At 59.4% G+C, this 24,090-nt stretch carries 20 protein-coding genes and 1 other RNA gene; 11 read left to right on the plus strand and 10 right to left on the minus strand.

Annotated features, from left to right (window positions below; all coding sequences use genetic code 11):
* Window positions 1-17: 17 nt before the first annotated feature.
* From carA to grpE, 5 genes are all read right to left on the minus strand, one after another.
* A complete protein-coding gene (carA, locus tag K5E37_RS15905; RefSeq protein WP_007953761.1) occupies window positions 18-1,154 on the minus strand; it encodes a glutamine-hydrolyzing carbamoyl-phosphate synthase small subunit in 1,137 nt (378 codons plus the stop codon).
* A gap of 256 nt (window positions 1,155-1,410) precedes the next feature.
* Entirely contained in the window at window positions 1,411-2,217 is an 807-nt protein-coding gene (gene dapB, locus K5E37_RS15910) for a 4-hydroxy-tetrahydrodipicolinate reductase (protein WP_221534408.1), read from the minus strand.
* A gap of 9 nt (window positions 2,218-2,226) precedes the next feature.
* Complete coding sequence (gene dnaJ / locus K5E37_RS15915) at window positions 2,227-3,351, minus strand: molecular chaperone DnaJ (RefSeq protein WP_007953765.1); 1,125 nt, start codon at window positions 3,349-3,351, stop codon at window positions 2,227-2,229.
* 297 nt (window positions 3,352-3,648) lie between these two features.
* Complete coding sequence (gene dnaK, locus K5E37_RS15920) at window positions 3,649-5,565, minus strand: molecular chaperone DnaK (RefSeq protein WP_221534410.1); 1,917 nt, start codon at window positions 5,563-5,565, stop codon at window positions 3,649-3,651.
* Between the two features lie 102 nt (window positions 5,566-5,667).
* On the minus strand, window positions 5,668-6,237 hold the full coding sequence (gene grpE / locus K5E37_RS15925; protein ID WP_221534412.1) for a nucleotide exchange factor GrpE: 570 nt from the start codon (window positions 6,235-6,237) through the stop codon (window positions 5,668-5,670).
* Between the two features lie 240 nt (window positions 6,238-6,477).
* Here grpE and recN point away from each other — a divergent pair, with 240 nt between their 5' ends.
* Window positions 6,478-8,151: a DNA repair protein RecN gene (gene recN / locus K5E37_RS15930; protein WP_221534415.1), complete on the plus strand. Its 1,674-nt coding sequence runs from the start codon at window positions 6,478-6,480 to the stop codon at window positions 8,149-8,151.
* Window positions 8,152-8,226: 75 nt separating this feature from the next.
* Here the strand turns inward: recN and fur are convergent, their stop codons facing one another.
* The gene (fur, locus tag K5E37_RS15935) at window positions 8,227-8,631 is read right to left on the minus strand and encodes a ferric iron uptake transcriptional regulator (protein ID WP_007953774.1); all 405 of its coding nucleotides are present in this window, start codon (window positions 8,629-8,631) and stop codon (window positions 8,227-8,229) included.
* A 97-nt stretch (window positions 8,632-8,728) separates the two neighbouring features.
* Here fur and K5E37_RS15940 point away from each other — a divergent pair, with 97 nt between their 5' ends.
* Window positions 8,729-9,256, plus strand: coding sequence for an outer membrane protein assembly factor BamE (locus K5E37_RS15940; RefSeq protein ID WP_221534416.1), 528 nt, complete (start codon window positions 8,729-8,731; stop codon window positions 9,254-9,256).
* 61 nt (window positions 9,257-9,317) lie between these two features.
* On the opposite strand, the gene K5E37_RS15945 is transcribed toward K5E37_RS15940, so the two are convergent.
* The 3 genes from K5E37_RS15945 to K5E37_RS15955 are packed head-to-tail and all read right to left on the minus strand — an operon-like array spanning window position 9,318 to window position 11,470.
* Entirely contained in the window at window positions 9,318-9,632 is a 315-nt protein-coding gene (locus tag K5E37_RS15945; RefSeq protein ID WP_221534418.1) for an RnfH family protein, read from the minus strand.
* Window positions 9,625-10,059: a type II toxin-antitoxin system RatA family toxin gene (locus tag K5E37_RS15950; protein WP_003221509.1), complete on the minus strand. Its 435-nt coding sequence runs from the start codon at window positions 10,057-10,059 to the stop codon at window positions 9,625-9,627. Before K5E37_RS15950 ends, K5E37_RS15945 begins: the two co-directional genes overlap by 8 nt.
* Before the next feature lie 7 nt (window positions 10,060-10,066).
* Complete coding sequence (locus K5E37_RS15955) at window positions 10,067-11,470, minus strand: sodium-dependent transporter (protein WP_007953780.1); 1,404 nt, start codon at window positions 11,468-11,470, stop codon at window positions 10,067-10,069.
* Window positions 11,471-11,589: 119 nt separating this feature from the next.
* On the opposite strand from K5E37_RS15955, the gene smpB reads away from it, so the two are divergent.
* On the plus strand, window positions 11,590-12,072 hold the full coding sequence (gene smpB, locus K5E37_RS15960) for an SsrA-binding protein SmpB (protein WP_007953781.1): 483 nt from the start codon (window positions 11,590-11,592) through the stop codon (window positions 12,070-12,072).
* A 50-nt stretch (window positions 12,073-12,122) separates the two neighbouring features.
* Here smpB and K5E37_RS15965 read toward each other — a convergent pair whose 3' ends face one another.
* A complete protein-coding gene (locus K5E37_RS15965; RefSeq protein WP_007953782.1) occupies window positions 12,123-12,890 on the minus strand; it encodes an FCD domain-containing protein in 768 nt (255 codons plus the stop codon).
* Between the two features lie 262 nt (window positions 12,891-13,152).
* Here K5E37_RS15965 and K5E37_RS15970 point away from each other — a divergent pair, with 262 nt between their 5' ends.
* From K5E37_RS15970 to K5E37_RS16005, 8 genes are all read left to right on the plus strand, one after another.
* Entirely contained in the window at window positions 13,153-14,847 is a 1,695-nt protein-coding gene (locus K5E37_RS15970) for a lactate permease LctP family transporter (RefSeq protein ID WP_221534420.1), read from the plus strand.
* Window positions 14,848-14,997: 150 nt separating this feature from the next.
* Window positions 14,998-15,822 (plus strand): (Fe-S)-binding protein, encoded by an 825-nt coding sequence (locus K5E37_RS15975; protein WP_221534423.1) that lies wholly within the window; start codon window positions 14,998-15,000, stop codon window positions 15,820-15,822.
* Window positions 15,819-17,276 (plus strand): LutB/LldF family L-lactate oxidation iron-sulfur protein, encoded by a 1,458-nt coding sequence (locus K5E37_RS15980; RefSeq protein ID WP_221534424.1) that lies wholly within the window; start codon window positions 15,819-15,821, stop codon window positions 17,274-17,276. Before K5E37_RS15975 ends, K5E37_RS15980 begins: the two co-directional genes overlap by 4 nt.
* Entirely contained in the window at window positions 17,273-17,944 is a 672-nt protein-coding gene (locus K5E37_RS15985; RefSeq protein WP_221534425.1) for a lactate utilization protein, read from the plus strand. Before K5E37_RS15980 ends, K5E37_RS15985 begins: the two co-directional genes overlap by 4 nt.
* The gene (locus K5E37_RS15990) at window positions 17,941-20,763 is read left to right on the plus strand and encodes an FAD-binding and (Fe-S)-binding domain-containing protein (protein WP_221534426.1); all 2,823 of its coding nucleotides are present in this window, start codon (window positions 17,941-17,943) and stop codon (window positions 20,761-20,763) included. Before K5E37_RS15985 ends, K5E37_RS15990 begins: the two co-directional genes overlap by 4 nt.
* Before the next feature lie 130 nt (window positions 20,764-20,893).
* Window positions 20,894-21,172: a hypothetical protein gene (locus K5E37_RS15995; RefSeq protein ID WP_007953788.1), complete on the plus strand. Its 279-nt coding sequence runs from the start codon at window positions 20,894-20,896 to the stop codon at window positions 21,170-21,172.
* Between the two features lie 95 nt (window positions 21,173-21,267).
* Window positions 21,268-21,657: a transfer-messenger RNA gene (gene ssrA, locus K5E37_RS16000) on the plus strand.
* 187 nt (window positions 21,658-21,844) lie between these two features.
* Entirely contained in the window at window positions 21,845-23,101 is a 1,257-nt protein-coding gene (locus K5E37_RS16005) for an integrase domain-containing protein (RefSeq protein ID WP_221534427.1), read from the plus strand.
* Window positions 23,102-24,090: the final 989 nt, after the last annotated feature.

A 24,090-nucleotide genomic window follows, 5' to 3' on the forward strand; every position in this document is an offset into this window, starting at 1 on the left:
AGTCTCAAGGCGAGCGCTTAGCGTCGCTTGGCCATCTCGTTGATGAAGCGGTCAAACAGAGGGGCAACATCGTTCGGGCCCGGGCTCGCTTCAGGGTGACCCTGGAAGCTGAACGCGCTCTTGTCGGTACGCTCGATGCCTTGCAGGGTGCCGTCGAACAGCGATTTGTGGATCGCGCGGACGTTGGCTGGCAGGGTTTCTTCGTCTACCGCAAAACCGTGGTTCTGGCTGGTGATCATCACGACGCCAGTGTCCAGATCCTGAACCGGGTGGTTGGCACCGTGGTGACCGTGGCCCATTTTCAGGGTCTTGGCGCCGGAGGCCAGAGCCAGCAGCTGGTGACCGAGGCAGATGCCGAAGACCGGAATTTCGGTTTCCAGCACTTCCTTGATTGCCTTGATCGCGTAGTCACATGGCTCCGGATCACCAGGGCCGTTGGACAGGAACACGCCGTCCGGTTTCAGAGCCAGTACGTCGGCAGCCGGGGTTTGTGCCGGAACGACAGTGACGCGGCAGCCGCGCTCGACCAGCATGCGCAGGATGTTGACCTTGACGCCGTAGTCGTAGGCAACCACGTGGTATGGCAGCTCGGAGGCTTCGATGGTCGCGTGGCTATCGGTTTTCAGATCCCAGACAGTGGAGCGCCATTCGTATTGGGTCTTGGTGCTGACGACTTTCGCCAGGTCCATGCCCTTCAGGCCCGGGAAGCCTTGCGCCGCGGCGATGGCCGCTTCTTCGGAGATGTTGTCGCCGGCCATGATGCAGCCGTTCTGTGCGCCTTTTTCACGCAGGATGCGGGTCAGGCGGCGGGTGTCGATACCGGCGATCGCCACAACATTATTGGCTTTCAGGTAATCGGACAGGGACATCGTGTTACGCCAGTTGCTCGCTACCAGCGGCAGGTCACGGATGACCAGGCCAGCGGACCAGACGCGGTCGGACTCGGCGTCTTCCGGCGTGGTGCCGGTGTTGCCGATGTGCGGGTAAGTCAGGGTAACGATCTGTTGGGCGTAGGAAGGATCGGTAAGGATTTCCTGATAGCCGGTCATTGCGGTGTTGAACACCACCTCACCAACGGTCTGACCGTCGGCTCCAATGGCTTCGCCGCGAAAAATGCTGCCATCAGCAAGGGCGAGTATGGCTGGCTTAGTCAAGAAGACCTCCCGTAAATAACGCATGAAAGGGCAATCGCAGGTTGTAAAAAAGCGGAGTGACGTATGGACACGTCACCCCGCTTCTTCACTGAATTATTCTGCGCGCTTTTAGTGGACACACTAAAGCTGTAGCTTACAGAAAAAGGGATTTTTGGTCTACCGCCAATGAGGCCGAAAGGCCGGAGAATGCGACAGGGCGTCGCTCGGCGGAGTAAAACCGGCGCAAACAGGGCGTTTGCGCCGGCTTCAGAACATCTCAATGCAGGTCGAGCACGTCCTGCATGTCGTATAAACCAGGCTCACGAGCATCCAGCCACAACGCTGCACGCACCGCGCCCTTGGCGAACGTCATGCGACTCGAAGCCTTGTGCGTGATCTCCAGTCGCTCGCCCTCGCAGGCGAACAATACCGTGTGATCACCCACCACATCACCACCGCGAACAGTGGCGAAACCGATGGTTTCGCGCTCACGAGCACCGGTGTGGCCTTCACGACCATAGACCGCGACTTTCTGCAGATCACGATCCAGCGCATTGGCGATCACTTCACCCATGCGCAGGGCCGTACCCGACGGCGCATCAATCTTGTGCCGGTGATGGGCTTCGATGATTTCGATGTCCGCATCATCCGCCAACACCCGTGCCGCCATGTCGAGCAGCTTCAGCGACAGATTGACGCCGACACTGAAGTTGGCAGCGAACACGATCGGAATATCCTTGCCCGCTTCAGCCAGCAACTGCTTCTGCGCAGCGTCCAGCCCGGTCGTGCCGATCACCATCGCCTTGCCGGCCTTGCGGCAGAAGGCCAGGTTTTTCAGCATGACTTCCGGCAGGGTGAAGTCGATCAACACATCGAACTCTTCCGCCACCGACTCCAGATTCCCGGACAGCGGCACACCGATTCGACCGAGCGAAGCCAGCTCACCGGCATCCACACCGATCAGCGTACTGCCAGGGCGGACAATCGCGGCCGTCAGACCGGTCAACGGCGCGCGTTGCTGCACCGCCTCGACCAGAATCTTGCCCATGCGCCCGGCAGCGCCCATCACAGCTATACGTCGCATGCCGACTCCTTACAGATCGCCGAAGAAGCGTTTCACACCGTCGAACCAACCGGTGGTTTTCGGGGAGTGACTGTTGTCATCCGCCAAGGAGCTGCGGAACTCTTCCAGCAGTTCACGCTGACGACGGTTCAGATTGACCGGTGTTTCGACGGCCACACGGCACATCAGGTCGCCCGCACCACCGCCTCGCACTGGCGCAACGCCTTTGCCGCGTACGCGGAACTGCTTGCCGGTCTGAGTCCCTTCCGGAATCTTCAGTTTGACGCGACCGTCGAGGGTCGGAATTTCCAGTTCGCCGCCCAGGGCTGCGTCGACGAAGCTGATCGGCACTTCGCAGAACAGGTGCTTGCCGTCACGCTGAAAGATGTCGTGCTCGCGGACGTTGATCACCACGTACAGGTCGCCGGTCGGGCCACCCTGAGTGCCCGCTTCGCCTTCGCCGGACAGACGAATGCGGTCGCCAGTGTCGACACCGGCCGGCACTTTGACGGAGAGGGTTTTGTACTCTTCAACGCGACCGTCACCGTGGCAGGAATCGCACGGATCGGAAATGATCTTGCCCTGGCCATGGCAGCGCGGGCAGGTCTGCTGCACCGAGAAGAAGCCTTGCTGCATGCGCACCTGACCGATGCCGCCGCAAGTCGGGCAAGTCGAAGGCGACGAGCCTTTCTTGGCACCCGAACCATCGCAAGGCTTGCAGTTGACCAGTGTCGGAACGCGGATATTCACGGTCGTGCCGCGCACCGCTTCTTCCAGGTTCAGCTCCAGGGTGTAGCGCAAATCGCTGCCACGCTGGGCGCCGCCACGGGAACCGCCGCGACCGCCACCGAAGAAGTCACTGAAGACATCGCCGAAGATGTCGGAGAAGTTCTGACCGCCGAAGCCTGCACCGCCGCCACCCATGCTCGGGTCGACGCCGGCATGACCGTACTGGTCGTACGCTGCACGCTTGCTGGAATCGGACAGCACTTCGTAGGCTTCGTTGGCCTCTTTGAACAGCTCTTCCGACGCTTTGTCATCGGGATTACGGTCCGGGTGATGCTTCATCGCCAGACGGCGATAGGCCTTTTTCAGGTCTGCTTCGCTTGAGCCGCGCTCAACACCCAACACTTCGTAATAGTCACGCTTAGCCATAAGTTCTTCATACTCTTGAGGACGTTCGGCAAACCCCTCCTGAGCTTCGCCAAACTCGTTGAGCCCCAATACAGGCCCGGACCCAACTCACGTCAATTCAACGATCCTGGTCTTTGATTCATGCGGTACTTTCGGCGCGAAAAGCAGGAGCATCTTCGGCCATACCACCAGCATCCGAACCTTGTCGCATGCTGTAAAAATTCGCGTATTCCAGATACGCCAACGCGGGAGCAAGCTCCCGCGCGGCGACATCCTACCAGTCAGTGCCCAAAGGCAGTCAACCGGCCGACCAACAACTTACTTGTGGTCTTTGACTTCTTCGAACTCGGCATCGACAACATCGTCAGCCTTTTCAGCTTTCTCGTCGTGCGGTGCCGCGCCTTCAGCAGGCTGAGCCTGTTCGGCGTACATCTTCTGGGCAACCGGCGCAGAGACTTTCGACAGCTCTTCAACCTTGGCGTCGATGGCAGCCTTGTCGTCGCCTTTGACGGCGGCTTCCAGGGCAACCACGGCCGCTTCGATTGCAGTCTTCTCTTCTGCAGTCACTTTGTCGCCAGCGTCAGCGATCATCTTGCGAGTCGAGTGAACCAGTGCATCACCCTGGTTACGGGCAGCGGCCAGCTCTTCGAACTTGCGGTCTTCCTCGGCATTTGCCTCGGCGTCACGCACCATGCGCTCGATTTCTTCGTCGGACAGACCGGAGTTGGCCTTGATCACGATCGACTGGGTCTTGCCGGTAGCCTTGTCCTTCGCACCTACGTGCAGGATGCCGTTGGCGTCGATGTCGAAGGTCACTTCGATCTGCGGCACGCCACGTGGAGCTGGTGGAATGTCGGCCAGGTCGAACTTGCCCAGGGACTTGTTCTGTGCGGCTTGCTTGCGCTCGCCTTGCAGGACGTGAATGGTCACGGCGCCCTGGTTGTCGTCGGCAGTCGAGAACACTTGCGACTTCTTGGTAGGAATCGTGGTGTTTTTCTCGATCAGCGCGGTCATCACGCCACCCATGGTTTCGATACCCAGGGTCAGCGGGCTGACGTCGAGCAGCAGAACGTCTTTCACGTCACCGGCCAGAACGGCGCCCTGGATGGCAGCACCCATGGCAACGGCTTCGTCCGGGTTCACGTCTTTACGTGCTTCTTTACCGAAGAAATCGGTAACCAGCTTCTGAACCAGCGGCATACGGGTCTGACCGCCGACCAGGATCACGTCGTTGATCGCGCCAACATCCAGACCTGCGTCTTTCATGGCGATGCGGCAAGGTTCGATGGTGCGCTGAACCAGGTCTTCAACCAGAGCTTCGAGCTTGGCACGCGAGATCTTCACGTTCAGGTGCTTAGGACCGGTGGCGTCTGCAGTGATGTACGGCAGGTTCACGTCGGTCGACTGAGCAGACGACAGCTCGATCTTGGCTTTCTCGGCAGCTTCTTTCAGACGCTGCATCGCCAGCGGGTCACCCTTCAGGTTCATGCCGCTTTCTTTCTTGAATTCGTCGACGAGGTAGTCGATCAGACGAATGTCGAAGTCTTCACCGCCCAGGAACGTGTCACCGTTGGTGGCCAACACTTCGAACTGGTGCTCGCCGTCAACTTCAGCGATCTCGATCACGGAAACGTCGAAAGTACCGCCACCCAGGTCATAAACGATCACGGTGTGATCGCCCTTGGCCTTGTCCATACCGTAAGCCAGAGCGGCTGCGGTTGGTTCGTTGATGATACGTTTTACGTCCAGACCCGCGATGCGGCCGGCGTCTTTGGTCGCCTGACGCTGACTGTCGTTGAAGTAGGCCGGAACGGTGATCACCGCTTCGGTCACTGCTTCGCCGAGGTAGTCTTCGGCGGTCTTCTTCATCTTCTTCAGAATTTCAGCCGAGATTTGTGGCGGAGCCATTTTCTGGCCGTTCACTTCAACCCAGGCGTCACCGTTGTCAGCCTTGGCGATCTTGTAAGGAACCATCTGAATGTCTTTCTGTACCACTTCTTCTTCGAAGCGGCGACCGATCAGACGCTTTACCGCGTACAGGGTGTTGTGCGGGTTGGTCACTGCCTGACGCTTGGCGGACTGGCCGACCAGGATTTCGCCATCGTTGGCGTAAGCGATGATCGACGGCGTGGTACGCGCGCCTTCGGCGTTTTCAATAACTTTGGCTACGCCGTTTTCAAGAATGGAGACGCAGGAGTTGGTAGTCCCCAGGTCGATACCGATAATTTTGCCCATGTTCACTCTCCCGAAACTTTGGATTTGGTTGCCGCAGTGGTTGTGGCCAACTGCGGTAGCACTTAAACGCTTGACTTCTAAATGGGGGCCTTGCGGCTAATTTCAAGCCTTCTCGTCAATCGAAGGCGAAACTGGCGCCGGCGCCTTGCTGACCACGACCATTGCCGGACGCAGCAGGCGACCGTTGAGCTGGTAGCCCTTCTGGAACACCTTCAGAATGCTGTTCGGCTCAAGGTCTGCACTTTCCTGCATGGCCATTGCCTGATGTTCCACGGCGTTGAACGGCTCGCCTTCCTGCGGGGCCACAGCGACAAGCTGATAGCGCGCAAGGGTGTCGTGAAACATTTTCAGGGTCAGCTCGATGCCTTCACGCATCGGACGGATGCTCTCGTCATCCGGGTTCGACAGCTCGAGGCCCCGCTCCAGGCTGTCGACGATCGGCAGCAGGTCGCCGGCGAATTTTTCCAGCGCAAACTTGTGCGCCTTTTCGACGTCTTGCTCGGCACGGCGGCGGACGTTCTGCAGATCGGCAGCTACGCGCAGCGATTGATCCTGCGCGGCGGCCAATTGCTCTTCGAGCACTTGTACACGGGTCGCCAGGTCATCACCCGAAGCCTCGGGCGCCTGATTGGCTTCTGGATTTTGCGTATCTACTGTCTGTTCGTCAGCCATAGAATTCTCCTTTCAATATCGTCCGCGAGTTCGATTCGCGCTTCTGCCCCGGTATATGGGGCCGCAAAATCAGGCTTCAAGGGCTGACAATGATTAACCCTACAAAAAAGTGCTGCATTGTCATTCCCGGGCGCGATAAGCATTTGATCGGATCATCCCCATCGAGCTAAGCGAGGGCATTGTCAGTCCGAAACAAAACACTGTATAAATAACCAGACCTGAAGCCTGGGAGCGGCCTTTATGCTGGTGCACCTGTCCGTACACAACTACGCCATCGTTGAACATCTCGATCTCGAACTCGATCGCGGCATGAGCGTGATTACCGGGGAAACCGGCGCCGGCAAATCGATCATGCTCGATGCCCTGGGCCTGACGCTCGGTGATCGCGCCGACAGCGGCGTGGTTCGACCGGGCGCCGACAAGGCCGACATCCTGGCGACCTTCGATCTGGCCGACATCCCCGAGGCCAGCGCCTGGCTGGCGGAACGTGACCTGGAAATCGACGGTCCGTGCATCCTGCGCCGGGTCATCACTTCCGAAGGTCGCTCACGCGGCTATATAAATGGCACGCCCTGCCCGCTCGGCGACCTCAAGGCGCTCGGCGAGCTGCTGATCGACATCCACAGCCAGCACGAACACCAATCCCTGCTCAAGACCGACACCCACCGGCGCCTGCTCGACGAGTACGCCGGGGCCACCGATCTGGCGCGACAGGTGCATCTGGCCGCCCAGCGCTGGCGCCAGACTCGTCAGGAGCTGGAACGCCTTTCCAATTCCGGCGACGAACAGCGCGCGCGCCATCAACTGCTCAGCTACCAGCTCGAGGAACTGGAAAACCTCGGTCTCGGTGAAAACGAGCTGGAAGAGCTGGAGCAGGAACACAAGAACCTGACCAACGCCGAAACCCTGCTCGGCATCTGCCGACAAGTGGTCGAGCAATGCAGCGAAAGCGATTCCGGCAACGTCCTGAATGCCCTGACGGCCAGCCTCAATCGCCTGTCGAGCGTGAACAATTCGGTCAGCGCGCTGGGTGAAGCGAGCAGCCTGCTGACCAGTGCGCAGATCCAGGTCGAAGAAGCCGTTGGCGAACTCAATCGCTTTCTCGACAACTTCGATGCCGATCCGGCGCGCCTTCAATATTTGGAAGAACGTCTGGACTCCATCTACACACTGGCACGCAAACACCGTATTCAGCCGACCGAAGTGGCGGAGATGCAGCAGAAACTGCTCGACGAAATCGAAGCCCTGGACGCCAACGATGAATCCATCGAACGCCTCGCCGAAGAACTCGCATCCTATGCACGCCACTATCAGGAAAAGGCCCGGGAACTGAGCGAGCTGCGTCACCAGGCGGCCGGCAGTCTGGCCAGCGCGGTGGAGCAGGAGATTCAGCGCCTGGGCATGCCCGGCGGTCGCTTCACCATCGAATTGCGCGCCAACAACAGCAGCGAACTGCAACCCAATGGCCTGGAACAGGTCGAGCTGCTGGTCAGCGCCAACCCGGGCCAGCCTTTGAAGGCTTTGGCCAAAGTGGCGTCCGGCGGTGAGCTGTCACGGATCAGCCTGGCCATCCAGGTGATTACCGCCCAGACCTCTCGCGTACCGACGCTGGTGTTCGACGAAGTGGACGTGGGCATTGGCGGTCCGACGGCCGAAATCGTCGGCCAGTTGTTGCGTCGCCTCGGAGATCGCGGACAGGTACTGACGGTCACACACTTGCCACAAGTCGCGGCGCAGGGGCACCAACATCTGTTCGTGCACAAGGTGCGAGGCGAGCAGGCCACTCACACGGCCGTTTCGAAGCTGAGCAAGAATGACCGTATAGAAGAAGTCGCGCGGATGCTTGGCGGCATCGATCTGACCAAAGAGTCCTTGGCGCACGCGAAAAAGATGGTCGTTACCGCAAAGGTTTAAGCACCGCAGAAAGCACGAAGGCGACCCTTGGGTCGCCTTCGCTCGTTTCGCGAACCTGAAATTCGCGCGACATGCTTACTTTTTCTTGCGTACGTACAGCACCAGGTTGTGATCCACCAACTCGACACCGTGCTCCTCGGCGATTGCCTTCTGGAGTTTTTCGATTTCGGTGCTGACGAATTCGATAACCTCACCGGATTCCACGTTGACCATATGGTCGTGGTGGCCACCGTCGGCCAATTCGAATACCGCGTGGCCGCCGTCGAAGTTGTGACGGACCACGAGGCCAGCCGCTTCGAACTGGGTCAGAACACGGTAAACCGTGGCCAGACCGACGTCCTCGCCAGCTTCCATCAACGCCTTGTAGACGTCCTCGGCACTCATGTGACGCTGCTCTGTAGAGTCGAGCATTTGCAGGATCTTGACCCGTGGCAGGGTCACTTTGAGGCCGGCTTTGCGTAGTTCGCTATTTTCAACCATGGTCAGCTTTCTCGCGATGCTGCTTCGCAGCTTCTCTTAATGCGGGTATGATCGGCGTTTACGTTGTCCCAGCCAAGATAGTGGAAGTCGCCCACCGATGCAAAACACCAAGCTCTTGCTAACCAGTTTCACCTTTGTGGGACTGCTCGCACTCGCCGGTTGTTCATTCCCCGGGGTTTACAAAATCGACATCCAGCAGGGCAATGTCGTCACGCAGGACATGATAGACCAGTTACGCCCGGGAATGACCCGGCCGCAAGTACGGTTTATCATGGGCAACCCTCTGCTTGCCGACACGTTCCATGCCAACCGCTGGGATTATCTGTACAGCCTGCAACCTGGTGGCGGTGAACGCCAGCAGGAACGCATGAGTGTCATTTTCGACTCGAATGACCGCCTTGTCAGCCTGTCCGGTGACTTCATGCCGGGCGTCAGCCGTGACGAAGCCATTCTCGGCAAGGACAGTGGCACCAGCATGACCACTCCTGCTGAAAACGTCGAGCAGCCGAAACCGGAAAAACCGGCCAAGCCAGGCTCCTTGCTGGATCAGATCCAGAAGGACGTCGATGGTGTGGAAACCGTTCCGGTTCCAACGCCAGAACCGCTGGACACCTCGCCGCAATAATTTGCGACGCAATAAAAAACCCGGAAATACCGGGTTTTTTATTGCCTGCCATTTGGCCAGCCTACTGATTTCGCGCCTTGGCTTCGGCAGCCTTGGCGGCACGCAGACGACGCACTTCTTTCGGATCGGCCAACAACGGTCGATAGATCTCGATGCGATCGCCTTCCTGAACCTGTCGAGCATCCGGATCAGCGATCACTTTACCGAAGATCCCCAAAGGGCAGCTCTGCAGATCCAGCTCCGGAAATTCAGCGTCAATCCCGGACGCCATCAGCGCCGCACGCACCGTCGCACTCTCGGCGACACTGATTACACGCATAACCTGACGATCAACGGCGGCATACACCACTTCGATTTCAATCACCGGCTCAACCATGCATCTGCTTGGCACGCTGGCAGAACGCATCCACCAGCGTATTGGCCGCCTGATTGAACAAAGGACCGAGCGTCGCACGGACCAGCGGACCGGCGTAGTCGAAAGACAGATCCAGACTGATCTTGCAGGCCTTTTCGTTCAACGCCTTGAACACCCAGACACCGTGCAGCTGATTGAACGGCCCCTCCTCCAGGTTCATCTCGATCGACTGCCCCGGCACCAGCGTGTTGCGCGTCACGAAGTGCTGACTGAGGCCGCCCTTGGCCACGCCGACACTGGCGCGCATATGCTCAGGCGAGCTTTCCAGAACCTCAGCAGACGAGCACCACGGCAAAAACTCCGGGTAACGCGCCACGTCATTGACCAGGTCGTAGAGAAATTGCGCCGGGTAAGGCAGCAGCGCCGATCGTTGAATATGTGTCGTCATGTAAGCGTCACTTCCAGAGCTGGGCGGCAAACACTACAAGAATGCCGATGGGCGCCACATAGCGCATCAAGAACAGAGACAGGGCGAACAGCGCCGGACTGCGAATCGACAATTCGTCACGCACCGCTTCACGCCCCATCACCCAACCGGCAAACAGCACGAAGCACAGTCCGCCGAGTGGCAACATGATCCGCGAGGTGAAGAAGTCGATCACGCCAAAGAAGTCCAGGCCACCGGCCGCACCCCATTGGTAGAGATGGAACACCCCGCCATCGTTCACGAAAAATTTGGCTTCCTTCCAGATATTGAAGGAAAACACCGTGCCCAGGCCGACGAACCAGCAGGTGAACGCCAACCAGAATGTCACCCAGGCACGACTGATTTTAGTCCGCTCGACCAGATAGGCGACCATCGGCTCCAGCAGAGAAATTGCCGAGCTCCAGGCGGCAATGGCCACCAGAACGAAGAACACCACGCCCATCAACTGGCCGAAAAGCACGTTACCGAAAGCAAATGGCAGACTGACGAACATCAGCCCCGGGCCCTCGCTCGGGTTCAAACCGCCGGCGAACACAATCGGAAACAAGGCCAGACCGGCCACCAGCGAAACGAAGGTATCAAGCAGCGCCACTCCCACGACCGTGCCGGACAGCGAGGCTTCCTTGGTCATGTAGGCGCCGTAGATCATGATCGACCCCACGCCCACGCTCAGCGAGAAGAACGCGTGGCCCATGGCCGGCAGCAAGCCGTCGAGGACTTTTTCCGGGTGGAAGTCGAACATGAAGTGCACGCCTTCCATGAAATGCCCGGTGGTCATGCTGTAACCCAGCAACACCAGCACCATCACGAACAGCAGCGGCATCATGATCCGCAGGCTACGCTCGAGACCGGCGACCACACCTTTGGCGATCACCACAGCCGACAACAGCATGAAAACCGTGTGCCACAGCGTGATGCGCCACGGGTCGGCGATGACATTACCGAAGTACGCCCCGACCTGATCGGCCGTCGCACCCTGGAAGTCCCCGCGCCCCATATCAATGATGTAATCCAGCGACCAGCCGCCGACCACACTATAGAAAGACAGGATCAGCAACGCCGTGATCATCCCGGCGAACGCGCCCCATGACCATTTGCCAGAGTGCCCGGCTTCCAGCGCCAGCACCTTCAGGGCATTCGCCGGACTCTGACGGGCACGCCGGCCGATCAGGGTTTCAGCGAGCATCACCGGAATGCCGATCAGCGCGATACACGCCAGAAACATCAGCACGAAGGCGCCGCCACCGTAGACCCCGACCATGTAGGGGAATTTCCAGATGCTGCCCAATCCCACGGCCGAACCGGTCGCGGCGAATATGAAAACCCAGCGGCTAGCCCAACTGCCGTGGACAGAAACCTTGTCTGTCGACATCGTTTATCACGCCCAAGCGTTAGAAAAAGAGGCCGCATTGTCCGGGATTCACTCAACCTGCTCAAGCACGCAGCATCACCGTAGCCGACAGCCGTTTATCTCCATATAATGCCGCCCCTATGGCTAAACAGAAGAAACACCCAACAGGGACCATCGCGCAAAACAAAAAGGCGCGACACGATTACTTCATCGAGCACAAGTTCGAGGCTGGTCTGGTCCTGGCCGGCTGGGAAGTAAAAAGTCTGCGGGCAAGCAAACTGCAACTGGTCGACAGTTACGTGTTGCTCAAGGATGGCGAAGCCTGGTTGCTCGGCAGCCACATCACGCCTCTGATGACCGCAAGCACCCACGTCATTGCCGACCCGGTGCGTACCCGCAAGCTGCTGCTCAACCGCCGCGAGCTGGACAAGCTCGCCGCCGCCGTGCAGCAGAAGGGTTACGCCTGCGTGTGCCTGTCCTGGTACTGGAGCAAGCACATGGTCAAGTGCGAGATCGCACTGGGCAAGGGCAAGAAGGAATACGACAAGCGTGATACCGAACGCGAACGCGACGCCGGTCGCGAGTTGCAGCGTGCGGTGCGCAACAAGGGCAAGGAAGACTGATTCTTCTGCCCGAATGACCGTTCCCGCGCCCGGCACGGGAACGGTCATGCCTACATCCCTTTGCGCCGCTCGGCGCGAGCCATGCGTTGCACTTCCTGCCGCACCTCTTCCAGCACTTCCTGCACATACAGAATGTGTCGACTGGACACTTCACGCGCCTGTTCCGCGCGCCCCTCGATAATCGCCAGATACAATTCCCGATGCTGCGTGATCAGCATGTCGCGGGTTTCCGTGCGCTGCTTGTACATGCCACCGATGTTGGTCACCACGTTGCGCTTGAGCAGATCGAACAAGCCGCGAATGGTGTGCAGCAACACCGCGTTGTGACTGGCTTCGGCAATCGCCAGGTGAAATTTCGCATCCGCCGCGCCCTCTTCCGCCCGGCTCACTTCATCATGACGCGAATAGCAGTCCTGTAACTCTTCAAACGCAGCCGTCAGTCGTTCGCGATCCACATCCGTGGCGCGCAATGCTGCGTAATAGGCACACGATGCCTCCAGCGTGTGGCGAAATTCCAGCAGATCGCGCTGCGCCTCGGGATTGCTTTCCAGCAATTGCAGCAGCGGATCGCTGAACGTCGAACCGAGGCTTTCCACGACATAGTTGCCACCGCCCTGCTTGCTGACCAGCAAACCCTTGGCCGCAAGCTTCTGAATCGCCTCGCGCAACGATGGCCGGGAAACGCCGAACTGTTCCGCCAGCGCCCGCTCGGCCGGCAGACGTTCGCCGGACTTCAGCGTGCCCTCGAGAATCATCCCTTCCAGTCGCTCGACAATGTCGTCAGACAAACGGCGCTGACGTATCTGATCAAACCCCATCACTCAACTCTCCACCATCCCGACCGCTCGCCGGGCTCTCTATTCTGGCCTATCGGCGCGTTGCCGACACCTGCCAGATGACACTTGGGCGACCGGATCAGATCGAGCTCTGCACCGGTGATTCGACAAAAGTTTTAGGGCGGCAAATTGACACACCGATATCAAGGCTTTTACCCTAGCCAACAGCGATTGTAAATTGGTCTTACCAATTAACCAAGAACGCTGACAGTGCCTGACCAACAACAATTAGGGGCCACCCCATATGCAAACCTGGCAACAGCTCTACAGCCCGCTCGGCAGTCTCGGCGTGTCCGCACTCGCGGCCGTCATCCCCATCGTTTTCTTCTTCCTCGCCCTGGCGGTGTTCCGCCTCAAAGGTCATGTAGCCGGCAGCATCACGCTCGCCCTGGCCATCGCCGTGGCGATCTTCGCGTTCCGGATGCCGGTGGACATGGCGTTTGCCGCCGCCGGATATGGCTTCGCCTATGGTCTGTGGCCGATTGCCTGGATCATTGTGGCGGCGGTGTTTCTGTACAAACTCACGGTCAAGAGCGGTCAGTTCGAGGTCATCCGCAGCTCGGTGCTGTCGATCACCGATGACCAGCGTCTGCAGGTGCTGCTGATCGGTTTCTGCTTCGGCGCATTCCTGGAAGGTGCCGCCGGTTTCGGTGCGCCAGTGGCGATTACCGCTGCGCTGCTGGTAGGCCTGGGCTTCAACCCGCTGTACGCCGCAGGCCTGTGCCTGATCGCCAACACCGCACCGGTTGCGTTCGGCGCATTGGGGATTCCGATCATCGTGGCCGGGCAAGTCACCGGCATCGACGCGTTCAAGATCGGCGCCATGACCGGCCGCCAGCTGCCGCTGCTGTCGCTGTTCGTGCCGTTCTGGCTGGTGTTCATGATGGACGGCCTGCGCGGCGTGCGTGAAACCTGGCCAGCCGCACTGGTTGCCGGCCTGAGCTTCGCCGTCACCCAATACTTCACTTCGAACTTCATCGGCCCGGAACTGCCGGACATCACGTCGGCCCTGGCCAGCCTGATTTCGCTAACCCTGTTCCTGAAGGTCTGGCAGCCGAAACGTGCCGCCGGCCAGCACATTGCCGGTGCCGTTTCCGCTTCGGTAGTGACTGCCAGCGTCGGCGGTTTCGGCCAGAAGCGCACCACCGTCGCTTCGCCTTACAGCCTTGGGGAAATTTTCAAGGCGTGGTCGCCGTTTCTGATCCTCACCGTGCTGGTGACCATCTGGACCCTCAAGCCCTTCAAGGCCATGTTCGCCGCCGGCGGTTCGATGTACGCCTGGGTGTTCAACTTCGCGATCCCGCACCTGGATCAACTGGTGATAAAGACCGCACCGATTGTTGCCGCTCCGACCGCGATTCCAGCCGTGTTCAAACTCGACCCGATTTCCGCGACCGGCACGGCGATTTTCTTCTCCGCGCTGATCTCGATGCTGGTGCTGAAGACCAACTTCAAAACTGGTCTGACCACTTTGAAAGAGACCTTCTACGAACTGCGCTGGCCGATTCTGTCGATCGGCATGGTGCTGGCGTTTGCCTTCGTCACCAACTATTCCGGCATGTCCTCGACCATGGCTCTGGTGCTGGCGGCGACTGGCGCGGCATTCCCGTTCTTCTCGCCGTTCCTCGGCTGGCTCGGCGTATTCCTGACCGGCTCCGATACCTCATCCAACGCCCTGTTCAGTTCGCTGCAAGCGACCACCGCGCACCAGATCGGGGTCAACGACACCTTGCTGGTGGCGGCCAATACCAGCGGCGGCGTGACCGGCAAGATGATCTCGCCACAATCGATCGCCGTGGCCTGCGCCGCGACCGGTCTGGTGGGCAAGGAATCCGATCTGTTCCGCTTCACCCTCAAGCACAGCCTATTCTTTGCCACGATCGTCGGCCTGATCACTTTGGCTCAGGCCTACTGGTTCACCGGCATGCTGGTGCATTAAGACTACAAGCGACATGGAAATAACCGACGCCGGTTCGTGATTCCGGCGTCAGCAATTCACAACCCGGTCTGTAAGGCTGCTGAAAGCAACGCGCTCTATATTCAGCAGCCTCAACAGACGGATAACCGGGCCCACCCGGAGACACGCCTGATGAGCGAGCTTTTTTACAACGCTGTGCCCAACGCCACTCGCGTCGCACCGCCACTGCCCGAACCCCGGCAATATCCCAGCGAGAAACCGTCGCGGGTCTACCTGTTCGGCACGTGCGTGGTCGACCTGTTCTACCCGGAAGCCGGGATGGACGCGATCCACTTGCTGGAGCGCGAAGGCATCCGGGTCGATTACCCGCAAGGGCAGAGCTGCTGCGGACAACCGGCCTACACCTCGGGTTACACCGAGCAGGCACGGACGGTGGCACGCTCGCAACTGGCGCTGTTTGCCGGGGACTGTCCGGTGGTGGTGCCGTCGGGTTCGTGCGCCGGGATGATCCGCGAGCATTACGCCGACTTGTTCAAGGACGAGCCGGAAACGCTGAAACAGGTTCAGGCCCTCGCGGCCCGCACCTACGAGTTGGCCGAGTTCCTGCTGTTCGTCTGCAAGGTGCAGCTCAAGGACAACGGCGAGCCGGTAAAAGTGGCGCTGCACACTTCGTGTTCGGCGCGACGGGAAATGAACACCCACCTGCACGGCCGCGAGTTGTTGGCGCAGTTGAGCAACGTGGAACGGGTCAACCACGATCACGAAAGCGAATGCTGTGGCTTCGGTGGGACATTCAGCGTCCGTATGCCAGACATTTCCGGCGCGATGGTGGCTGACAAGACCCGGGCGTTGAAGGAATCCGGCGCGCATCAGGTACTCAGTGCCGACTGCGGCTGCTTGATGAACATCAACGGCTCGCTGGAAAAACAGCAGGAAGCGCTGCGCGGGCAACACCTGGCGAGCTTCCTCTGGCAACGAACCGGAGGTGCGCGATGAGCACTTCCACGATTATTCCTACGGTTGCCGTAGAAGAAGATTTCCGCACCCGGGCACACAACGCCCTGGGCGATTCGCAGTTACGGAACAACTTCCGCACCGCGATGGACTCACTGATGACCAAGCGGGCAGCGGCTTTCAGCGACGCCCACGAAAGAGAACACCTGCGTGAACTGGGCAATGCAATCCGTGCCCGCGCGCTCTCCAAGTTGCCCGACCTGCTCGAGCAACTGGAACAGAACCTGACCCGCAACGGTGTGACAGTGCACTGGGCGGAAACGGTGGACGAGGCCAATGGCATCGTCCTTTCGATCATCCGCGCTCACGAGGCGCGGCAAGTGATCAAGGGCAAATCGATGGTCAGCGAAGAGATGGAGATGAACCATTTCCTCGAGGCTCGGGACATTGAATGTCTGGAGTCCGACATGGGGGAGTACATCGTCCAGCTCGACCACGAGAAGCCTTCACACATAATCATGCCGGCAATCCACAAGAATGCCGGTCAGGTCGCGTCCTTGTTCCACGACAAACTTGGCGTGGAATACACCAAGGACGTTGACCAACTCATTCAGATCGGTCGCAGGGTCCTGCGGCAGAAATTCTTCGAAGCGGACATCGGCGTCTCCGGCGTCAACTTCGCCGTGGCCGAAACCGGCACCCTGCTGCTGGTGGAAAACGAAGGCAACGGCCGCATGACCACCACCGTGCCGCCGGTGCACATCGCTGTCACCGGCATCGAAAAGGTCGTGGAAAATCTGCGCGACGTGGTGCCGCTGCTGTCATTGCTGACCCGCTCGGCGCTGGGCATTCCGATCACCACCTACGTCAACATGATCTCCGGCCCGCGCAAGGAACACGAACTCGACGGCCCGCAGGAAGTGCATCTGGTACTGCTCGACAACGGTCGCAGCCAGGCGTTTGCCGACAGTGAATTGCGCCAGACACTGAACTGCATCCGCTGCGGCGCCTGCATGAATCATTGCCCGGTCTACACCCGCGTCGGCGGCCATACCTACGGCGAGGTTTACCCCGGCCCGATCGGCAAAATCATCACCCCGCACATGGTCGGCCTGGCGAAAGTCCCGGATCACCCGAGCGCATCTTCGTTGTGCGGAGCCTGCGGTGAAGTGTGCCCGGTGAAGATTCCAATCCCCGCGTTGCTGCGTCGCCTGCGCGAAGAAAACGTCAAAGCCCCCGACAGTCCTCATCAAGTGATGCGCGGCCAGGGCAGCAAATATTCGCGCAAGGAACGTTTTATCTGGAACGCCTGGGCGAAGCTCAACAGCTCGCCGACCTTGTATCGACTGTTTGCGTTTTTTGCCACACGCCTGCGCGCATTGGCGCCGAACAATGTCGGCCCGTGGACGCAGAATCACAGCGCGCCGAAACCTGCCGCCCGCTCACTGCATGACATGGCTCGCGAACACCTGGCCAAACAAGGAGACCGTCGATGAGCGCCAAGCAAAACATCCTCGGCAAGTTACGGAAAAGCCTGACCGGCACCACGCCGATTGCCGACAACTTCGACGTCGATCTGGTGACCCAGCCCTACACCTACAGCGCCGAACAACGCATCCCGCAAGTGCGCAAACTGATGGAAGCGGTGCACACCGAAATCCACCTGACTTCCGCTGATGCGTGGCCGGCGCTGCTGGCGCAATTGCTGCGCGACCGTCAGTTACCGAGCTTGCTGATTGCACCGACTACACCTCACGGGCAGCGCATCACACAACACTGGGCGAACAATCCTGATCTGCCGGCGCTGAAGTCTTACGACCGCCCGATGGAGGAATGGAAAGCCGAGTTGTTCAACGACACCCCGGCCAGCCTGACCGGCACCCTCGGCGCGATTGCCGCCACCGGCAGCCTGATTCTGTGGCCGACCCGCGAAGAACCACGGTTGATGAGCCTGGTGCCGCCCGTGCATTTCGCCCTGCTCAAGGCCAGCCAGATCCGCGACAATTTCTATCAGGTGCAGCAGGAATTCGAGTGGGCACAAGGCATGCCGACCAATGCGCTGCTGGTGTCCGGCCCGTCGAAGACCGCCGACATCGAACAAGTCCTGGCTTACGGCGCCCACGGCCCGAAAGACCTGGTGGTGTTGATCCTGGAGGACCAATGACCTTACCGGCGACTTTCCTGCGCGATGCGCAGCAACTGATTCCTGCCGAACGCCGTTTCGACGATCCGCTGTCGACCCTGGCCTTCGGCACCGATGCCAGCTTCTACCGGTTGATTCCGCAACTGGTGATCCGCGTCGAGTCCGAAGATGAAGTGGTGGCACTGCTGAAACTGGCCCAGCGCGATCAGGTTCCGGTGACCTTCCGCGCCGCTGGCACCAGTCTGTCCGGACAGGCGATCAGCGATTCGGTGTTGATCGTGCTTGGGGATAACTGGAACGCGCGTGAGATCCGAGGGCAAGGCACGCAAATCCGCCTGCAACCGGGCGTCATCGGCGCCCAGGCCAACGCATGGCTGGCGCCATTCGGACGCAAGATCGGCCCGGATCCAGCCTCGATCAACGCGTGCAAGATCGGCGGCATCGTCGCCAACAACGCCAGCGGCATGTGCTGCGGCACTGCGCAAAACACCTATCACACGCTGGCCGGGATTCGTCTGGTGCTGGCCGACGGCACGCGACTCGATACCGAAGATGCCGCCAGTGTCGCGGCGTTTCGAGTCAGCCACGGTGACTTGCTGGAACGTCTGGCGACTTTGGGCCGCGAGACCCGCGCCAATGCCGAACTGGCCGCGCGAATTCGCCACAAATACCGTTTGAAAAATACCACCGGCCTGTCGCTCAACGCCCTGGTGGATTTCGATGAGCCTGTGGATATCTTGAGCCACTTGCTGGTCGGCTCCGAAGGCACTCTCGGTTTCATCAGCGCCGTGACTTACGACACGGTGATCGACCATCCGAACAAGGCCTCGGCGCTGATCGTATTCCCGGATGTGGAAACCTGCTGCAACGCCGTCACCGTGCTGAAAAGCCAACCGGTGTCGGCCGTGGAACTGCTCGACCGCCGCAGTCTGCGCTCGGTGCAGGACAAACCCGGCATGCCGGATTTCGTACAGCAGCTGTCGAACAATGCCTGCGCGTTGTTGATCGAATCCCGCGCCGCCTCTTCCACTTTGCTGCAGGAACAACTGGCGCAGATCATGGCGTCGCTCAATGGCTTCCCGGTGGAAAAGCATGTCGACTTCACCGAAGACCCGGTCGAAAACGCCCGCCTCTGGGCGATCCGCAAAGACACCTTTCCCGCCGTCGGCGCCGTGCGCAAGACCGGCACCACGGTGATCATCGAAGACGTCACCTTCCCGGTGGAGCAACTGGCGATCGGCGTGAACCGCCTGATCGAGCTGTTCGATAATCACGCCTACGACGAAGCGATCCTTTTCGGACACGCACTGGAAGGTAATCTGCACTTCGTCTTCACCCAAGGCTTCAACAGCCCGGAAGAAGTCGCACGCTATCAGGCGTTCATGGACGACGTGGCGCAACTGGTGGCCGTGGAGTTCGGCGGTTCGCTGAAGGCGGAACACGGCACCGGGCGCAACATGGCGCCCTTCGTCGAACTCGAATGGGGCACCGACGCCTATCAATTGATGTGGCAGCTCAAACGCCTGCTCGACCCCAACGGCATTCTCAATCCGGACGTGGTGCTCAGCGAAGATCCGCAGATCCACCTCAAGCACCTGAAACCGCTGCCAGCGGCCGACGAGATTGTGGATAAATGCATCGAGTGCGGTTTCTGCGAACCGGTCTGCCCCTCGAAAGGCCTGACCTTGAGCCCACGCCAGCGCATCGTAATCTGGCGCGATATCCAGGCGCGAAAACGTGCCGGAATCGACACCACCGAACTGGAAAAAGCCTACGACTACCAAGGCATCGATACCTGCGCCGCGACCGGTTTGTGTGCGCAACGTTGTCCTGTAGGCATCAACACCGGCGAGCTGGTGAAAAAGCTGCGCGGCCGTCAAGCCACGCATACGAAAACCGCCAACTTGATCGAAGGAAATTTCGCCACCACCCTGCAAGGTGCGCGTTTCACCCTGCATGTGGCCAACGGTGCGCGAATGTTGTTGGGGGCACCGCGTCTGGCGAAGCTTTCAGCGACCCTGACGCGGCTCTCCAAAGGTCAGGTGCCGCTGTGGACCAACGCGATGCCGCAGCCGGAAAAAGCCATTCGCTTCAGCCCGGCCGTGTCTGACGAACGCCCGCGTGTTGTGTATCTGGCGGCCTGCGTCTCGCGAGTAATGGGGCCGGCAGCGGGCGACAAAGAGCAGATGTCGTTGTACGACAAAACCCGTGGCCTGTTGGAAAAGGCCGGTTATCAGGTGGTGTTCCCGGACAATCTGGACAACCTCTGCTGCGGCCAGCCCTTCGCGTCCAAAGGCTATGCCGAGCAGGCTGAACACAAGCGTCAGGAGCTGATCAGTGCATTGCTCCAGGCCAGTCGCGGCGGGCTCGACCCGATCTATTGCGACACCAGCCCCTGCACGTTGCGGCTGGTGCAGGATGTGGGAAATGTTCGCCTGGATCTGTATGACCCTGTGCGATTCATCCGTACGCATCTGATGGACCGGCTCGAGTTCACCCCGCAGGAAGCACCGATTGCCGTTCACGTGACCTGCAGCACTCAGCACCTTGGGGAAAGCCAGGCGCTGATCGACCTGGCGCGCAAATGCAGCAAGAACGTTGTGATCCCGGAAGGCATTCACTGCTGTGGTTTCGCCGGCGACAAGGGTTTCACCACGCCGGAGCTCAACAGCCACTCACTGCGAACGCTCAAGGATGCGGTGCAACAATGCAGCGAAGGGATTTCCACCAGCCGCACCTGTGAGATCGGTCTGACGCAACACGGTGAAATCGACTACCACGGTCTGGTGTATCTGGTGGACCGGGTAACCCGGGCCAAAGCCCCCGCAACCGCCCTCTGAAGAAAAATAGAACCCTTGCGAGCGACCGCAGTCCACAGAACAGGCCCCGAACAATCGGGGCTTGTCCTCCATTCGGTTGCCCGTCCTGACGGCCAGCGAAGTCTGGATCCCTCAGTTCAAGGAGATTCATATGAAACGTTCTGTACTGTTAGGTCTGTTCGTTACTGCCTCGATGATGGCGTCTGCTTCGTTCGCCGCCGACAAGCCCGCCGATCTGTGTGATGCCAATCTGCAAACCATCAACAACGCCAAGGCCCAGGCAATGGCCTCACCCGACCTGAATCAACGGGTAGAAGCCAGTGTGCAAAAGGCCCAGGCACTCAAGGCCCAGGGCAAGATCGACGAATGCGTGGCCGAAACCCAGCAAACCATTCTGGAAATCCGCAAAACCAGCGGAACCAACAACTGATCGAAGCTCAGGCCAACCTTCGGGTTGGCCTTGTGAGCCGTTTGGCGTACACTGCGCAGGCTTGTTGCTCACAAGATACACAGAGCACCAGGCTCGGGGCCGTTTAGGATTCGACGCCGGTTGCGAAACTCTAGGTGCATGCCGACTTGGTAACAGAAGTCGTAAATCCACTGTTGCAACTACTTATAGTTGCCAATGACGACCAATACGGTGCTGCTCTCGCTGCTTAATTGCAGCTGACATGCACTCCTGGTACCTTCGGGTCCAGCAATCATCAGGGGATGTCTGTAAACCCAAAATGATTGTCATATAGAACAGAATCGCCGTGCAGTACGTTGTGGACGAAGCGGCTAAAACTTACACAACTCGCCCAAAGCACCCTGCCCGTCGGGTCGCTGAGGGTTAACTTAATAGACACGGCTACGCATGTAGTACCGACAGCGGAGTACTGGCGGACGGGGGTTCAAATCCCCCCGGCTCCACCATTTCATCATCTAAAGACGTCCACGGACGTCTTTTTTTGTGCCTGTAATTCAGTAAATACGCGGCCTCCAGCGCTTTTGCGGTCTTCTGAGATTTTTTGAGTTCCAGCCATTCGGGTATTCCAAACGGTATTCCAGCCCATCCGGTGCTAATCTTTGGAATACCGAATCAGTGCCTGAGGAAAATCTCATGCCTGCTCAAACGCTCCGCCTCTCCGATCGACAGCTCAAGGGAGTCAAACCCGCGTCCAAGGATTACGTCCTCACCGACGGTGACGGTTTGCAGCTCCGTGTGCGCAGCAACGGCTCTCTGCTGTGGAATTTCAATTACCGTGAACCGGTGACCAAGAACCGCATCAACATGGGCTTGGGCACCTACCCAGAGCTCTCGCTGGCGAACGCCCGAAAGATCGCGGTCGAAGCACGCGAGCTGCTCGCCCAAGGCATCGATCCGAAGGTGCAGCGCGATACGCTGAATGAGGCCAAGCGCGCAGAAACGGAACACACCTTCGAGAACGTGGCCACCGCCTGGTTCGAGCTGAAGAAAGACTCGGTCACGCCGGCCTACGCCGAGGACATTTGGCGCTCGCTCACGCTGCATGTATTTCCAGACCTGAAAACAACGCCGCTTTCAAAAATCAGCGCACCAATGGTCATCGAACTGCTTCGACCAATCGAGGCCAAAGGCAGCCTCGAGACAGTGAAGCGATTGAGCCAACGGCTCAACGAGATCATGACCTATGGGGTCAATTCAGGACTGATCTTTGCGAACCCCCTCAGTGGCATTCGCGCAGTCTTCAAGAAACCCAAGAAACAGAACATGGCCGCGCTACGACCCGATGAGCTTTCCGAGCTCATGATCGAAATCGCAAACGCCAGCATCAAGCGGATCACCCGCTGCCTGATCGAATGGCAACTGCACACCATGACCCGCCCTGCCGAAGCGGCTACCACCCGATGGGCAGACATCGACTTCGACAAACGCATCTGGACCATCCCTCCGGAGCGCATGAAAAAGCGTCGTCCGCACACCGTCCCACTGACCGAACAGGCACTCGCGTTACTGGAGACGCTCAAGCTCCACAGCGGCCACAGGGAATACGTGTTCCCGGCAGATAGAAACCCGCGCACCCACGCCAACAGTCAGACCGCCAACATGGCGTTGAAACGCATGGGCTTTCAGGACCGCTTGGTCAGCCACGGCATGCGCTCCATGGCCAGCACTATCTTGAACGAACATGGGTGGGATCCGGAGCTAATCGAAGTCGCGCTGGCGCATGTCGACAAGGACGAAGTCCGAAGCGCTTACAACCGAGCGGACTACATCGAGCGCCGGCGTCCGATGATGGCTTGGTGGAGTGAGCACATCCAGAAAGCGGCCACTGGCAACCTGTCGGCATCTGCGATCAATCAAACCAGGGACCACAACGTCGTGCCGATACGGTGAGCGCTCACCGAACGCCGCAGGTAACCGAAAATGACTCCCAAGATAGAGTGATGGTTGATTTGGCGACAGCGGCGACACTGGCGACAACCCGCGTAATTCCTGGTCTGCAGCATGGCGACAGGTGTGGCGACTGTCGCCATTGCAAGCCTCGATCTTGGGGCTTTCTCGGCCAAGCCCACGCGAGCGGGAAGGCTCCGCATTCCCACTCGCATGGGCTCACATTAAAAACCGACGAACGACCACCCGGCCATGGAAAACCACCGGCCGCCAAGGTCTTCCAGCGCTACCAATGGACGCAAGAGTCACCCCCAAAATACGGTTGACCGCCAGCAGAACGAGCGCTAAACCAGAACCGTTCCAGCGCTGTCCTCGACAGCACCCAGGTAGCCAGAACCTTTGAGGCTACGCCACATCGTGGTGGTTCTCCCCAAGTGCGATTAGCGTCCGGCGGCTCGCACGCTCACAGTGATGTGATGGATGCCTACTTCTACCAGAGTGCCACTGCGGCAGCTCATACCCCTTTATAGCTGCCCTGCAGCAACCTATCCGATTGGCCATTTCCTTGCGCCAACCTGTTGCCCGTCTCTTTGCCCCTAAAGAGACGGGCGCTCCTACCACTGCTGCAGCCCTGCTCACACGGGCCTTTGCGGCTTTCCCCCTCGTGACAATCGGCGTGACAAACACCGAATGCTTACTCGCCACAGCGATGCCGATGATGGTGCCGCAGCCCAAGGAATGGACTGCACCTGACTGACAGTCAGGCATGCCCCAGTCATCGCCTCACTGCCTTCACCTGACTCAGGATCTCGCGGCCGGTCTCGTCAGCCAATGCAGCCTCCACCCGCCCACTTCTTCGGAAGTGCTCAGGAGGCCAGATCATGAGATGCCCAAGCTCCCGGTCGTAAGGAGCCGCCAGTCCCGCGTGAGAGGACAACCCTCACAGGTCGCAGGGGCCTTGATCCCTGATAACACTCAACAACCGTGGCGGG

This window comes from Pseudomonas sp. RIT778, assembly GCF_019718735.1.
Lineage (GTDB): Bacteria > Pseudomonadota > Gammaproteobacteria > Pseudomonadales > Pseudomonadaceae > Aquipseudomonas > Aquipseudomonas aphyarum.